14 protein-coding genes are annotated in these 14,265 nt (G+C 72.1%); 13 read left to right on the top strand and 1 reads right to left on the bottom strand.

Annotated elements, in window-relative coordinates:
- Window positions 1-128 precede the first annotated feature (128 nt).
- The 13 genes from AC1Q7O_RS22555 (at window position 129) to AC1Q7O_RS22495 (ending at window position 12,912) form a co-directional block, all read left to right on the top strand.
- A complete protein-coding gene (locus tag AC1Q7O_RS22555) occupies window positions 129-2,444 on the top strand; it encodes a hybrid sensor histidine kinase/response regulator (protein WP_492658865.1) in 2,316 nt (771 codons plus the stop codon).
- On the top strand, window positions 2,444-4,474 hold the full coding sequence (locus tag AC1Q7O_RS22550; RefSeq protein ID WP_492658864.1) for an ATP-binding response regulator: 2,031 nt from the start codon (window positions 2,444-2,446) through the stop codon (window positions 4,472-4,474). The genes AC1Q7O_RS22555 and AC1Q7O_RS22550 overlap by 1 nt, the downstream gene beginning before the upstream one ends.
- Entirely contained in the window at window positions 4,471-5,574 is a 1,104-nt protein-coding gene (locus tag AC1Q7O_RS22545; RefSeq protein ID WP_492658863.1) for an HD-GYP domain-containing protein, read from the top strand. The genes AC1Q7O_RS22550 and AC1Q7O_RS22545 overlap by 4 nt, the downstream gene beginning before the upstream one ends.
- A 14-nt stretch (window positions 5,575-5,588) precedes the next feature.
- The gene (locus AC1Q7O_RS22540) at window positions 5,589-6,326 is read left to right on the top strand and encodes a sulfurtransferase (RefSeq protein WP_492658862.1); all 738 of its coding nucleotides are present in this window, start codon (window positions 5,589-5,591) and stop codon (window positions 6,324-6,326) included.
- Between the two features lie 91 nt (window positions 6,327-6,417).
- Complete coding sequence (locus AC1Q7O_RS22535) at window positions 6,418-7,365, top strand: alpha/beta fold hydrolase (protein ID WP_492658861.1); 948 nt, start codon at window positions 6,418-6,420, stop codon at window positions 7,363-7,365.
- Window positions 7,366-7,391: 26 nt separating this feature from the next.
- Window positions 7,392-8,171: an ABC transporter substrate-binding protein gene (locus tag AC1Q7O_RS22530; protein ID WP_492658860.1), complete on the top strand. Its 780-nt coding sequence runs from the start codon at window positions 7,392-7,394 to the stop codon at window positions 8,169-8,171.
- Window positions 8,171-8,950: a transporter substrate-binding domain-containing protein gene (locus AC1Q7O_RS22525; protein ID WP_492658859.1), complete on the top strand. Its 780-nt coding sequence runs from the start codon at window positions 8,171-8,173 to the stop codon at window positions 8,948-8,950. The genes AC1Q7O_RS22530 and AC1Q7O_RS22525 overlap by 1 nt, the downstream gene beginning before the upstream one ends.
- 2 nt (window positions 8,951-8,952) lie before the next feature.
- Window positions 8,953-9,645: an ABC transporter permease gene (locus AC1Q7O_RS22520; RefSeq protein ID WP_492658858.1), complete on the top strand. Its 693-nt coding sequence runs from the start codon at window positions 8,953-8,955 to the stop codon at window positions 9,643-9,645.
- Entirely contained in the window at window positions 9,642-10,328 is a 687-nt protein-coding gene (locus tag AC1Q7O_RS22515) for an ABC transporter permease (protein WP_492658857.1), read from the top strand. The genes AC1Q7O_RS22520 and AC1Q7O_RS22515 overlap by 4 nt, the downstream gene beginning before the upstream one ends.
- Window positions 10,329-10,330: 2 nt before the next feature.
- Entirely contained in the window at window positions 10,331-11,446 is a 1,116-nt protein-coding gene (locus AC1Q7O_RS22510; protein WP_492658856.1) for a succinylglutamate desuccinylase/aspartoacylase family protein, read from the top strand.
- Between the two features lies 1 nt (window position 11,447).
- Window positions 11,448-12,215, top strand: a complete 768-nt coding sequence (locus AC1Q7O_RS22505; protein ID WP_492658855.1) for an ABC transporter ATP-binding protein — start codon at window positions 11,448-11,450, stop codon at window positions 12,213-12,215.
- 5 nt (window positions 12,216-12,220) lie between these two features.
- On the top strand, window positions 12,221-12,538 hold the full coding sequence (locus AC1Q7O_RS22500) for a hypothetical protein (RefSeq protein ID WP_492658854.1): 318 nt from the start codon (window positions 12,221-12,223) through the stop codon (window positions 12,536-12,538).
- A gap of 5 nt (window positions 12,539-12,543) precedes the next feature.
- Window positions 12,544-12,912, top strand: coding sequence for a YbaN family protein (locus AC1Q7O_RS22495; RefSeq protein ID WP_394509898.1), 369 nt, complete (start codon window positions 12,544-12,546; stop codon window positions 12,910-12,912).
- 22 nt (window positions 12,913-12,934) lie between these two features.
- Here the strand turns inward: AC1Q7O_RS22495 and AC1Q7O_RS22490 are convergent, their stop codons facing one another.
- Window positions 12,935-13,897 (bottom strand): hypothetical protein, encoded by a 963-nt coding sequence (locus tag AC1Q7O_RS22490; protein WP_492658853.1) that lies wholly within the window; start codon window positions 13,895-13,897, stop codon window positions 12,935-12,937.
- Between the last annotated feature and the right edge of the window lie 368 nt (window positions 13,898-14,265).

Raw genomic sequence — 14,265 nt, 5'->3', positions numbered from 1 at the left:
GATAACCGCTGCGTCAGGCGTCGCGACCGCACGCCGCCCGGGGCTTTCCCCAGGGCGCGGGTGTGCATTCCTGCCCACAGTTGCCGACGGCCGCTATCCATAATCGGCCAGCCTCAAGCGACCGTTCCATGCCCCAGCGCCACGCCACGTTCGCCCTCCTCCTGCTCGCCACGGCCGCGCTGCTGGCGCTGCTGGCCCTGCTGCTGAATCTGCGCAGCAGCGCGGGCGGCGCCGTCGATGCCGCGCTCGCGCTGAACCTGCTGCTGTTGCCGCTGCCGCCGCTGTGCGCGCTGGCGCTGCGCCGCCGCGAGGCCGAGGCCCGCGCGCAGACCGCCGCCACGCAGGCTGCCGCCGAGGCCAAGACCCGTTTCCTCGCGCAGATCAGCCACGAGATCCGCACGCCCATGAACGCCATCATGGGCATGACGCAGCTGGCGCTGCAGACGCCGCTGACGCCCGAGCAGCGCGAGCTGCTGGGCAAGGCCGACGCCGCGTCGCGCACGCTGCTGGGCCTCATCAACGACGTGCTGGACGTCTCCAAGATCGAGGCCGGCCAGCTGCGCATGGAGTCGCACCCGCTGCGGCTGGAGGACGTCGTCGCGCAGGCCGTGGAGCTGGTGCGGCCGCTGCACGTGACACCCGGCGTCGCGCTGGTGTGCGACTGGGCCGATGCCGGCCTGCTCGGCGCGCGCGGCCAGCTGCTGGGCGATGCGCTGCGGCTGCAGCAGGTGCTGGTCAATCTGCTGTCCAACGCGCTCAAGTTCACGCCGGCCGGCCAGGTCGTGCTGCGGCTGGACACGCAGGCCGGCAGCGCACCGGGCGCGGTGACGCTGCGCCTGACCGTGCAGGACAGCGGCATCGGCATGGATGCCGAGCAGATCGCTGCGCTGTTCCGCGAGTTCTACCAGGGCGATGCGTCCGTGCCGCGCCGCTTCGGCGGCACCGGCCTGGGCCTGGCCATCACGCGCCGCCTCGTCGAGCTGATGGGCGGCACGCTGGACGTGCAGAGCACGCCGGGCCATGGCAGCCGCTTCGTCATCCAGCTGGCGCTGCCGCAGGACGCCACCGCCGCGCCACCGGCGGCGCTGCCGCCCTGCCGGCTGCTGCTGGCCGATGCGCATGCAGGCAGCCGCGCGGCCACGCAGGCGCTGCTCGGGCACCTGGGGCTGGCCGCGGGGCTGGACGCCAGTGCCGACGTCGCCGGCACGCTGGCCGCGCTGGACCAGGCCCGCCAGGCCGGCCGCGCCTTCGAGTGGCTGCTGCTGGACTGGGCCCTGCCCGGCCCCGGCCCGGGCGGCGCCGACCTGCTGGCCCGGCTGCGCCGCGACCACCCGGCGCTGCGCATCGCCGTGCTGAGCCCGCGCGGCGCCGACGACAACACCACCCAGCTGCGCGCCTTCGGCGCCCGCGCGCTGTGCCCGCAGCCGCTGCTGCCGGGCGAGTTGCGCCGGCTGCTGCGCGACGCGCCGGCGGAGCGGCCCGCGGCGGGCGCCGACGGCCAGCCGCTGGCCGGGCTGCGCGTGCTGCTCGTCGAGGACCACCCGACCAACCAGGAGATCGCGGTGCGGCTGCTCGGCAGCCATGGCGCGCGCGTCGACGTCGCCGGCGACGGCCAGGCGGGGCTGGACAAGCTGCAGGCCGCCGGCCCGAGCGCCTACGACCTGGTGCTGATGGACCTGCAGATGCCGGTGCTGGACGGCCTCAGCGCCACGCGCCGCCTGCGCGCGCTGCCCGGCTTCGAAGCGCTGCCCGTGCTGGCCATGACGGCCCATGCGCTGGGCGAGGAGCGCGCCCAGTGCCTGGCCGCCGGCATGCAGGGTCACATCGCCAAGCCGCTGGACGTGGCGCGGCTGGTGCGCGAGCTGCAGCGCTACCGCCCCGCCCCGGCCGCCGCGCCGACGCTGCCGGTGCTGGACATGGCGACCGGCCTGCGCCAGTTCGACGGCCAGGCCGCGCTGTACCGGCGCACGCTGCAGGGCTTTGCCACGCAGTACGCCGACGGCCTGGCGGCGTGGGCTGGCTGGCTGGACAGCGGCGACTGGCCGGAGCTGCGCCGCGCCGCGCACACATTGCAGGGCCTGGCGGCCACGCTGGGCGCGCAGCCGCTGCACCGGCTGGCGCTGGCGCTGGAGCGCAGCGCGGCCCTCGCGGACACCACGGCCGCGGCGACGCAGCTGGCCCGCGTGGACACGGCGCTGGCGGCGCTGCTGGCCGAGGTGCGCGGCGCACTTGACGAGCCCCCGACGCCGCCGACTGCGCAAGTCCCCGGCGACCTTGCCACGCTGCAGCTGCTGCTGGGCCAGAGCGACAGCCGCGCGCTGGACTGGTGGCAGGCCCACGGCGGCCACAGCGGGCTGGACGCGGCCGTGGCCACGCGGCTGGAGCGGGCGCTGGGTGCGCTGGACTTCGACGCCGCGCTGCTGGCGCTGAAGGAGGCCCGCTGATGGCTGGCGCCACGCTGGTGGTGCTGGGGGCCGTCGGCACGCGCTGGCTGTTCGGCCTCATCGTCGCGTCGGCACTGGGCGCCTGGGCCAGCGAGACGCTGCTGGGCGTCATCGATCCCAACGACCGCCTCGCCTACCCGCTGCTGGTCGTCGCGTTCTCGGTGCTGGCCGTGCTGGTCTGGCAGCGGCCGCGTCAGCTGCGGCTGTGGCAGCGCTGGGGCGTCACGCTGCTGGCGCTGTACTTCAGCGTCAACATGCTGACCTTCACGCTCAGGCCCGACCCCGGACCCAGCCTCTACACGCTGGGCAGCCTGGCGCCGTGGACGCTGGGCGGCTGCCTGCTGCTGTTCGCGACCTGGCGTGCCCGCCAGGCGCTGCTCATCTCGCTAGCGCTGCTGGCGCTGATGCTGGCGCCGCCCACGCTGCTGCGGTTTGCAGGCCAGCCGCCGCAGTGGCTGCTGGAAGCCTGGCCGCTGCTGGCCAACCTGGCGCTGTGCCAGGTGATGTTCTGCCTGGCGCTGTGGGGCCTGTCGCGCCAGCTGGGGCTGCTGGCGCTGCTGGCGCCGGCCGGCGACGGGCCGGCCACGGCGGACGACCTCGTGAAGGCCCGCCTCGACGAGCTGGAACGCTCGCGGGCGGCCGCCGAGGCGGCGTCGCGCGCCAAGTCCGACTTCCTCGCCAACATCGGCCACGAGATCCGCACGCCCATGAACACCGTGCTGGGCCAGACGCGGCTGCTGCTGGCCGGCCGCCTGAACGCCGGCCAGCGCGGCCAGCTGCAGGAGGTGGCGCAGGCGGGCGAAACCCTCATCAAGCTCATCGACGGGCTGCTGGACTACGCCGACCTGGATGCCGGCCGCCTGCAGCTGGCCGACGAGCCGCTGCGGCTGGAGTCGCTGCTGGCCAGCGCCTTCGACGCCGTGCGCCCCGCGGCGCAGGCCAAGCAGCTGGAGCTGCTGTGCGAGATCGCGTCCCCCGAGCTGCTGGGCGCGGCCGGCACCCGCCGCGGCGACGCCATGCGGCTGACGCAGCTCATCACCGAGCTGCTGGTCAACGCCGTCAAGTTCACGCCGGCCGGCCAGGTGAAGCTGACCGCGGCGCTGGACAACGGCGGCGCCTGGCGGCTGCGCGTGCGCGACAGCGGCGTGGGCCTGACGCCCGAGCAGCTGGCCCGGCTGTTCATGCCGTTCACGCAGGCCGAGGCCGGCGCCGCGCGGCGCTTCGGCGGCACGGGGCTGGGCCTGGCCATCTGCCGCGCGCTGGCCCAGCGCATGGGCGGCACGCTGACGGCGCGCAGCACGCCAGGCCGCGGCAGCGCCTTCGAGCTGGTGCTGCCGCTGCCGCCCTGCCCCGGCCTGGCGCCGCCGGCCATGAGCGAGCCCGCCAGCGTCGTGCTGGTGCAGGCGCCCCACAGCGCCGGCCACGACGCCTTGCTGGCGCTGCTGAAGGCGCTGGCGCCCACGGCCCACGTCGAGGTGCTGCCGCAGGGCGCACAGGCGCTGGCACGGCTGTGCAGCACGCCCGGCGGCACGCCCCTCGACCTGCTGCTGGTGGACTGGGTGCTGCCCGACATGGACGGCGGCGAGCTGCTGCGCCGGCTGTCCGAGAGCGGCCCGCCGCGCGTGCGCCGCGCCGTGCTGCTGAGCGCGTTCGACACGCCGCTGCTGCGCGAACGTGCGCTGCGCCAAGGCGCGCACGCACTGGCGCCCAAGCCGCTGCTGCCGCACACGCTGCGCCGCCTGCTGGACCTGGAGCGCCCGCTGCCCTTCGTCGCCGCCGAGCCGGCCGGCATGGAACTGCCGGACGCCAACCCCGCCGCCGCCACGGATGCCGCCACGCTGATCAGCGAGCTGGACACGCTGCTGGGCGACGCCGACAGCCACGCGCTGACGCTGTGGGAGCAGCACGGCTCGGCCTTCCTGGACATGCTGCCCGCGCCGCAGGCCAAGGCGCTGGCCGGCGCGATGCAGCGCTTCGACTTCGATGAGGCACAGGCCGCACTGCGCGGCGACAAGGACAAGATGCCATGACGCCGCACGACGCTTTCCTGTCGCCGCAGGCCACCGTGCTGGTCGTCGACGACACGCCGGCCAACCTGACGCTGCTGGCCCAGGTGCTCAAGCCCGACTACCGCGTGCAGCTGGCGGTCAGCGGCGCGAAGGCGCTGGAGATCTGCCGCCGCCAGCCGCCCGACCTGATCGTGCTGGACGTGATGATGCCGGAGATGGACGGCTACGAAGTCTGCCGCCGCCTGAAGGCCGACCCGGCCACGCGCCGTGTGCCGGTCATCTTCCTGACCGCGCTGACGCGGCCCGAGGACGAGAGCAGCGGCTTCGACGCCGGCGGCGCCGACTTCATCCACAAGCCCTTCAACCCGTCGACGGTGCTGGCGCGCGTGCGCACCCACCTGCAGCTCAAGCTCGCGGAAGACCACCTGCTGCGCCACAACGCCCAGCTCAGCGGCGAGCTGGACGCGCGCCGCCGCGAGGTGGAACGGCTGCGCGACACGACGCTGTTCGTCATGGTGGGCCTGGCCGAGTTCCGCGACGCCGACACCGGCAACCACATCCAGCGCACGCAGGAATACGTGCGCACGCTGGCACGCTGGATCGCCGACCAGCCCGACGGCCCGGCCGACCTGACCGAGTTCGCCATCGATGAGCTGGCCAAGGCCGCGCCGCTGCATGACATCGGCAAGGTGGCCATTCCCGACGGCATCCTGCTCAAGCCCGGCAAGCTGTCGGCGGACGAATGGCGCGTCATGAAGACGCATGCCGAGCAGGGCGCCGACCTGCTGCAGCGCGCCATCGACAAGCTCGGCGACGACGCCGGGCTGATGCTGACCTTCGGCAAGCAGATCGCCCGCCACCACCACGAGAAATGGGACGGCAGCGGCTACCCGGACGGCCTGTCCGGCGAGGCCATCCCGCTGTCGGCGCGGCTGATGGCCGTGGCCGACGTCTACGACGCGCTGATCAGCGAGCGGCCCTACAAGCAGGCCATGACGCACGACGAGGCGCTGGACTTCATCCGCGCAGGCTGCGGCAGCCACTTCGACCCGCATGTCGTCGCCGCGCTGGAGGCCTGCGTGGACGACGTGCGGCAGATCGCCTCCCGGTGGGCGGACTGATAATCCGCCCCCTCATGCAGTCCGGCCCCATCCTCAACATCTCCTGCTACCTCTTCGTCTCGCTGACCGACACGGCGGCGCTGCGCGACCGCCTCGAGGCGCGCGCGCTGGCGCTGGACCTGAAGGGCACCGTGCTGATCGCCGAGGAAGGCATCAACCTGTTCCTGGCCGGCCCCGCCGAGGCGGTGAACGCCTGGGTGGACGAGCTGCGCGCCGACGCCCGCTTCGCGACGCTGACACCCAAGGAAAGCTGGAGCGAGGTGCAGCCCTTCCAGCGGCTCAAGGTCAAGGTCAAGCCGGAAATCATCCGCATGAACCGGCCCGCCGTGCGCCCCGACCAGGCCCCGCGTGCGCCCGCGCTGCCGCCGGCCACGCTGCTGCGCTGGCTGGACCAGGGCGTGGATGACGAGGGCCGCGAGGTGGTCATGCTGGACACGCGCAACGGCTTCGAGGTGGACGCGGGCGCCTTCGACGGCGCCATCGACTGGCGGTTGCACAAGTTCAGCGACTTCCCCGACGCGTTGGCCGCCCACCGCGACGAGCTGGCCGGCAAGACCGTCGTGAGCTACTGCACCGGCGGCATCCGCTGCGAGAAGGCCGCGATGCTGCTGCAGGAGCAGGGGCTGACGGCCTGGCAGCTGGACGGCGGCATCCTGAAGTACTTCGAGGACACCGGCGGCAGGCACTACCACGGCAACTGCTTCGTCTTCGACGACCGCCGTGGCGTCAACGCAGACCTGAGCCCCACGTGAGCGGCCAGCGGACCGAGCGCCGGGCCGCGCCAAGCCGGGCCGCCATCCCCTCGGGGGATCGACTGGCGTACCCGCCGGTCGAGGGGCGGGCGTGAAGGGCGATCTGGCGCTGAAAGTCGTCGGCATCCTGCTGATGCTGGCGGCGCTGGGCTTCGCCGTCAGCAAGGCGCCCGACCGCTCGCTGGAAAGCCTGGTGCCGCGCTGGGCGCCGCCGCCGTCGGACTTCGTCGAGGTGGACGGCCTGCTGGTGCACGTGCGCGACCAGGGCCCCAGCAGCGACCCGCTGCCGCTGGTGCTCATCCACGGCACCAGCGCCAGCCTGCACACCTGGGAGGGCTGGGCGGCCGAACTGGCACACACGCGCCGCGTCATCAGCTTCGACCTGCCGGGCTTCGGCCTGACCGGGCCCAACGCCGACGGCGACTACCGCGAGGCCCGCTACGTGGCGTTCACGCGCGCGCTGCTGTCCCGGCTGGGTGTGGGCCGGGCCATCGTCGTGGGCAACTCGCTGGGCGGCGGCATCGCCTGGGAGCTGGCGCTGGCCGACCCGACGCGCGTGGCCGGCCTGGTGCTGGTGGACGCCAGCGGCTACGACTTCGTCCCCGAGTCCGTGCCGCTGGGCTTCCGCGTCGCGCGGCTGCCCGTGCTGCGCGAGCTCATGCGCTGGGTGCTGCCGCGCCGCGCCATCGAGGACAGCGTGCTGGACGTCTACGGCGACCGGTCGCGCGTGACGGCCGCACTGGTGGACCGCTATTACGAGCTGGCGTTGCGCGAAGGCAACCGTGTGGCGCTGATGCGGCGCCTGGACCAGATGGCGCCGGGGCCCGTGCAACGGCTGGGCGAGATCCGCGTGCCCACCCTCATCCTCTGGGGCGGCAAGGACCGCCTGATCCCGCCCCGCTGGGGGCAGGCCTTCCACGCCGCCATCGCCGGCAGCCGCCTCGTCACCTTCCCCGGCCTCGGCCACGTGCCTCAGGAAGAAGACCCGGCTGCTACGCTTGCGGCCCTGCGCGACTGGCTACCTGCCGTCGGCCACTGAACACCGTCCCACCCAAAAGGTCAGACATGAAGAAAACCGCCCTGTTCATCCTCGCCCTGGCCGCCACGGCCGCCCAGGCCCAGGCTCCCGAGTGGAAGAAGCTGCGCATCGGCGTCGAGGGCGCCTACCCGCCGTTCTCCGAGATCGGCACCGACGGCAAGTTGAAGGGCTTCGAGATCGAGCTGGTGCAGGCCTACTGCGCCGAGATGAAGGCGCAGTGCACGCTGGTGCAGCAGGAGTTCGACGGCCTGATCCCCGCGCTGCAGTCGCGCAAGGTGGACGCCATCTTCGCCAGCGTCTCCATCACGGCCGAGCGCGAGAAGGTCATCGCGTTCACCAAGCCCTACTACTCGACGCCGGCCCGCCTCGTCGCCAAGGCCGGCGTGAAGCTGGAACCCACGGCCGCCGGCCTCAAGGGCAAGAAGATCGGCGTGCAGCGCGGCACGACGCACGAGACCTACGCCGCCGCCAACTTCAAGCAGAGCGAGGTGGTGCGCTACGGCAGCCAGGACCAGGTCTTCCTGGACCTGAAGAGCGGCCGCATCGACGCCACGCTGATGGACTCCCCCGCAGCGGACTTCGGTTTCCTGAAGAAGCCCGAGGGCAAGGGCTTCGCCTTCGTCGGCGGCCCGGTGCTGGACGACAAGATCTTCGGCCAGGGCACCGGCGTCGGGCTGCGCAAGGCCGACGAGGCCACGCTGGGCAAGAAGTTCAACGCCGCCATCGACGCGTTGCAGGCCAACGGCACGTTCAAGAAGCTGGCCGACAAGTACTTCGACTACGACATCGCGCCCGCCAGGAAGTGATGCAACGCCGCGCCGCGCTGTTAGCCCCGCTCGCCCTCGCCGGCCCGGCGCGGAGCGAGGCACCGTCGCTGAAGCTGCGCGTCGGCCTGGCGGCCGGCTACGCGCCGTTCAGCGAGGTGGGCAGCGACGGCAGGCTCAAGGGCTTCGAGGTGGACCTGGCCCAGGCGCTGTGCGCCCGCATGGGCCTGCAGTGCGTGCCCGTCATGCTGGACTTCGACGGCCTCATCCCGGCGCTGCGCGCGCGCAAGATCGACGCCATCATGGCCTCCATGTCCATCACGCCGGAGCGCCAGCAGGTCATCGCGTTCTCGACGGCGTACTACTTCTCGCCGGTGCGCATGGTGGTGCGCATGGATTCACGGCCCGACGTCAGCCCGGCCGGCATGAAGGGCAAGCGCATCGGCGTGGAGCGCGGCACCATCCACGAGCGGCTGCTGGCCGCGCAGTTCAAGGACAGCCAGGTGCTGCGCTACGCGACGCAGGACCAGGTCTTCCTGGACCTCAGGGCCGGCCGCCTCGACGCCACACTGGTGGACGCCGTCATCGCGCAGTTCGGCTTCCTGGACCGCTCCGAGGGCCGCGGCTTCGCGTTCGCCGGCCCCGATTTCGGCCGTGAGGCGCAGTACTACGGCAAGGGCATCGGCGTCGGGCTGCGCAAGACCGACGCGGCCACGCTGGGGGTGAGGCTGGACGAAGCGCTGGCCGGGCTGCGCGCCAGCGGTGCGCTGAAGGCGCTGAACGACCGCTATTTCAGTTTTGACCTCGTGACCATTCGCTGACCATGCTGCTGCACGGATTCCTTCCCAGCCTCCTCGAAGGCGCCGCCGTCACGCTGGGCGTGGCGCTGTCGTCGCTGGCCGTGGCCGTGGCACTGGGCCTGGTCGGCGCGCTGGCCAAGCTGTCGGGCTCGCGCGCGCTGCAGGCCATCGCCGCCACCTACACGACGCTGATCCGCGGCGTGCCCGACCTGGTGCTGATGCTGCTGATCTTCTACGGCGGCCAGGTCGCGGTGAACACCGTCGCGCCCATGCTGGGCCACGAGGACTACATCGACATCGACCCCTTCATCGCCGGCGTGCTGACCATCGGCTTCATCTTCGGCGCCTACCTGACCGAGTCGTTCCGCGGCGCCTTCCTGGCCGTGCCGCCGGGCCAGCGCGAGGCGGGCCTGGCCTACGGCATGAGCCCGCGCCAGGTGCTGGTGCGCATCACGCTGCCGCAGATGCTGCGCCACGCGCTGCCGGGGCTGTCCAACAACTGGCTGGTGCTCATCAAGAGCACGGCCATCGTGTCCATCATCGGCCTGTCGGACCTGATGACGCGCGGCCAGCAGGCGGCCGGCAACACGCGCGAGCCGTTCAGCTTCTACCTCGCCGTGGCGCTGATCTACCTCGTCTTCACCAGCGTGTCGGAGCTGGTCTTCGCCTGGGCGAACCGGCGCCTGGCCATCGGCGTGCGAAAGGGTGAGCTGTGAACTTCGACGCCATCGCCGAGAACCTGCCGATGTACTGGGAGGGCCTGGGCATCACGCTGAAGCTGCTGGCGCTGTCGCTGGGCTGCGGCCTGCTGATCGCCGTGCCGCTGGCGCTCGTGCGCACCGTGTCCAGGGGCCTGGCCTCGCGCCTCGTCTGGGCCTACACCTACGTGTTCCGCGGCACGCCCATGCTGGTGCAGCTGTTCCTCGTCTACTACGGCCTGGCGCAGTTCGACGCCGTGCGCGACAGCCCGCTGTGGCCGTGGCTGTCGTCGGCCACCTTCTGCGCCTGGCTGACGTTCACGCTGAACACGGCGGCCTACACGACCGAGATCATCGCCGGCAGCATCCGCGCGCTGCCGGCCGGTGAGATCGAGGCAGCCAAGGCGCTGGGCATGGGCCGCGGCCTGATGCTGCGCCGCATCGTGCTGCCGGCAGCGCTCCGCCGCGCGCTGCCCGCCTACGGCAACGAAGCCATCTTCATGCTGCACGGTACGTCGCTGGCCAGCGTCGTCACACTGCTGGACGTCACCGGCGCGGCCCGCGCCGTCAACGCCAAGTACTACCTGCCCTTCGAAGCCTTCATCACCGCCGGCGCGTTCTATTTCGTGCTGACGCTGAGCCTGGTGGGCCTGTTCCGCTGGGCCGAGAACCGCTGGCTCAAACCCATGATGAGCCGCTGACCATGCAACTCAATCGCCACCCTCTCCTCTCCCCCGCCCCCGGCACGCAACGCGAGCTGGTGTCGCTGCACTACGGCCGGCCCGGCGGCCAGAAGGCCTACATCCAGGCCTCGCTGCACGGCGACGAGCTGCCCGGCATGCTGGTGGCCCACCACCTGCGCCTGCAGCTGGACGCGCTGGAGGCCGCCGGCCAGATCACCGGCGAGGTGGTGCTGGTGCCGATGGCCAACCCGATCGGCCTGAGCCAGTTCCTGCTGCATGCGCACCTGGGCCGCTTCGAGCTGATGTCGGGCGAGAACTTCAACCGCCACTACCCCGACCAGATCGAGGCCGTGGCCGCCGCCGTCGAGCCGCAGCTGGGCGCCGACCCGGCCGCCAACGTCGCGCTGCTGCGCCGCGCGCTGAAGGCGGCCGTGCTGGCCTCGCCGGTGGACACCGAGCTGCAGTCGCAGCGGCGCACGCTGATGGGCCTGTCCTGCGACGCCGACATCGTGCTGGACCTGCACTGCGACGCGCAGGCCGTCATGCATCTCTACACCGAGACGCCCTGCTGGCCCGACTGCGAGCCGCTGGCGCGCTTCCTCGGTTCACGGCTGACGCTGCTGGCCCAGGACTCGGGCGACAACCCGTTCGACGAAGCCTGCTCGCAGGTCTGGTGGAAATGGAAGGCGCGCTTCGGCGAGCGCTTCCCCATCCCGCAGGCCTGCCTGTCCGTCACCGTGGAGCTGCGCGGCGCATGCGACGTGACGCACGAGCTGGCCGCCGCCGATGCGAAGAACATCGTGGACTTCCTGCGCTGGCGCGGCCTCATCGCCGGCGACCGGCCCGTGCTGCCAGACCCGGTGGGCGACGCCCGCCCGCTGGCCGGCAGCATGCCGATCAAGTCGCCGGTGGCGGGCGTGCTGACCTTCCTAGCGGCCGTCGGCGCCGAGGTGAAGGCGGGCGACGTGCTGGCCCATGTCATCGACCCCATCACCGCCCAGGTCACCGAGCTGAAGAGCCCCGTTGACGGCCTGTTCTTCGCGCGCGACTTCTTGCGCTTTGCCAACGCCGGCATGCGTGTCGCCAAGGTCGCCGGCAAGCAGGCGCTGCGCACCGGCAAGCTGCTGGGGGCCTGACATGACGATCCAACTGCAGGCCACCAACATCCACAAGCGCTTCGGCGACCGCGAGGTGCTGAAAGGCATCTCGCTGAGTGCCGCCCGCGGCGACGTCGTCACGCTGATCGGCTCGTCCGGCTCGGGCAAGAGCACCTTCCTGCGCTGCCTGAACCTGCTGGAGCAGCCGCATGACGGCGAGCTGGCGCTGGGCGGCGAAACGCTGAAGCTCGTGCGCGACCGCGACGGCAGCCTGAAGGCCGCCGACGCGCCGCAGCTGCAGCGCTGGCGCGCCCGGCTGGCCATGGTGTTCCAGAACTTCAACCTGTGGGCCCACATGACGGTGCTGGAGAACGTCATCGAGGCGCCCATCCACGTGCTGGGCAAGCCGCGGGCCGAGGCCATCGAGCGCGCCCAGGCGCTGCTGGCGCGCGTGGGCGTGTCGCACCGTGCGAACGTCTACCCGGCCCAGCTGTCCGGCGGCGAGCAGCAGCGCGTCGCCATCGCCCGCGCGCTGGCCGTGGACCCGGAGGTGATGCTGTTCGACGAGCCCACGTCCGCGCTGGACCCGGAGCTGGTCGGCGAGGTGCTCAAGGTGATGCGCGACCTCGCCGCCGAGGGCCGCACGATGATCGTCGTCACGCACGAGATGGGCTTTGCGCGCGAGGTGTCCAACCACTGCCTGTTCCTGCACCAAGGCAAGGTCGAGGAGGAAGGCAACCCCAAGGAGATGCTGATCCGCCCGCAGTGCGAGCGGCTGCAGCAGTTCCTCAGCGGCGGGCTGAAGTAGGCGGCATGAGCCTGGAGCTGGTGCTGGGCTTCGCGACGGCGCAGCACGCGTGGAGCTGGGCGTTGCTGCTGGCCATGGCGGCCAAGGTCGGCAGCACGCTGGCGCTGCTGGCCCCCAAGGCGGGCCGGCACTGGCGCTGGGTGCAGCGCCACGAAGCGCCGTTGTGGTGGACCACCAAGCTCAGCGCCCTCGCGCTGTGCGTTTGCGCGGCCATGCTGTGCCACCTGGGTGATGACCGGCTCGGCGAGCGTTTCTTCGCCGGGCTGCTGCTTGTCGCCATGCTGCTGGTGGCGGTACGCGTGAAGCGCCGGCTGGCGGACTGACGGGCATGCGCCGAACGCTGGCCCGGTTGCTGTGGCGCGCGCTGGCGGTGCTGAGCATCGCGTTGGGCCTGGTGGGCATCGTGCTGCCGGGGCTGCCCACCGTGCCCTTCCTGCTGCTGGCCGCCTGGGCCGGCAGCCACGGCTGGCCGGCGCTGGAACAGTGGCTGCTGGCCCACCCACGCTTCGGCCCGCCCATCCGGCGCTGGCGCGAGCACGGCGCCGTGCCTCGGCGCGCCAAGTGGCTGGCCAGCCTCATGATGACGGTCAGCGCCGCCGTGCTGCTGCTGTCATCCGCGCCGCTGCCGGTGCAGATCGCCGTGCCAGCCCTGATGGCCTGCGTGGCCGCCTGGCTGTGGCGCCGGCCAGACGCGTGACCCGGCCGGCGCGCTGGCGGCGTCAGAGCAGCTCGGCCCAGTTCTTCAGGGTGCTCGTCTCGAAGTTGCCGTCGCCATCGGCGTCCAGTTCGAAGCGCACCTGCGCGGCACTGACCGGCGTGATGCGCAGCGCCGACCCGGCGCGACCGCGCACCAGCACTTGCCCCGCGCTCGGATAGGCGTCGTCACCCTGCATGACGAGCGGCTGCGGCGTGCTCACCCGCACCTGCCTGCCGTCGGCGGTGTTGGTCAGCGTGCCGGCGTAGGTCAGCGTGGCCCGGGCGCTGCCGTTGACGGTTTCGTCGCGCAACTGCAGCTGCATGTCCCCCAGCGTGTAGGACTGAGCCTGACCGCCCAAACGGCCCGTCAGCGCCATGCGTGGCGCCGACAGGCCCAGTTCGCCGACCCCAGCTGGCGTGCGGCTGAGCTTGAAGGCGAGCTCGCCATCACCCTGCAGCGAATTGCCGCCCTGGCCGATGCCGAAGCCCGTCAGCTTCATCCCCAGCGTGGCGTTGAAGCTGTTGCTGCCGTAGACGCCGGTGACGGCCTGCATGCTGAGGTCGACGCGGCCTTGCGTCGTGACGCCGTCCTCCTTGCAGGCATTGGCTTCGATGGCCAGCGTCTCGCCGGCCTCCATGTCGCCGCTGCCATTGGTGTCGTTGAACACCACGGCGAGGCTGCCGCCTTGCCCGCAAGCCACTTCGATCGGCCCCACGACAGCCGCGGGCTGCGGCTTGTCGGCAGATTGCACCTGGCGCAGCAAGGGCCCGCCGCGCGTGCCGCCGGCGAGGCTGCCGGCGCCGCCGAGGTACAGCGCGCTGACGGCGGCCGTCTGGCCCACGGACTGGTAGTTGCCGACACCCAGGCTGAGCGCCGTCGGGTCGTCGTTGTCGGGGGCGCCTGGCGACCCGGATCCGCCACCGCAGGCGGACAAGGTGAGGACAGCGGCCAGGTGGAGGCCGACGCGAACGCGAGGAAAGGACATGGTGTCTCCCTGTGAATGCCGCGTGCATCGTGCGCACGCAGCGGCCCCATTCAACGACGTCAGCAAGTCGGCAGATGACGAGCGCAGCAGGCTTCGTCTTGCAAAGTGCAAGCAGCACCTTAAGAAACCTTGCAGCCCGCGCGCGGCTGAGCGGAATCGAGCGCCTGCTGTCGCCCTGCGTCGACAGCAGGCGACAAGCCGACACCGGGCCTTGGGCCCGGGTCGAGGTCAAGGGCGCCGCATCGAGCAGCGTCGAGGAGGCGCCCAGGCGTTCAGCTCAGTGACCGTTCTCCGACCCGTTCGCCTTGTCGCCACATGCCACCCCGAGCCAGCTCGGCAAGCGGCGCCGCCACCGCGCCCGCCTGCCG

It is taken from the genome of Roseateles sp. GW823-FHT07B05 (assembly GCF_058794515.1).
Note: the sequence above shows the minus strand (reverse complement) of the source record. Positions and strands in the feature narration are given on the sequence as shown.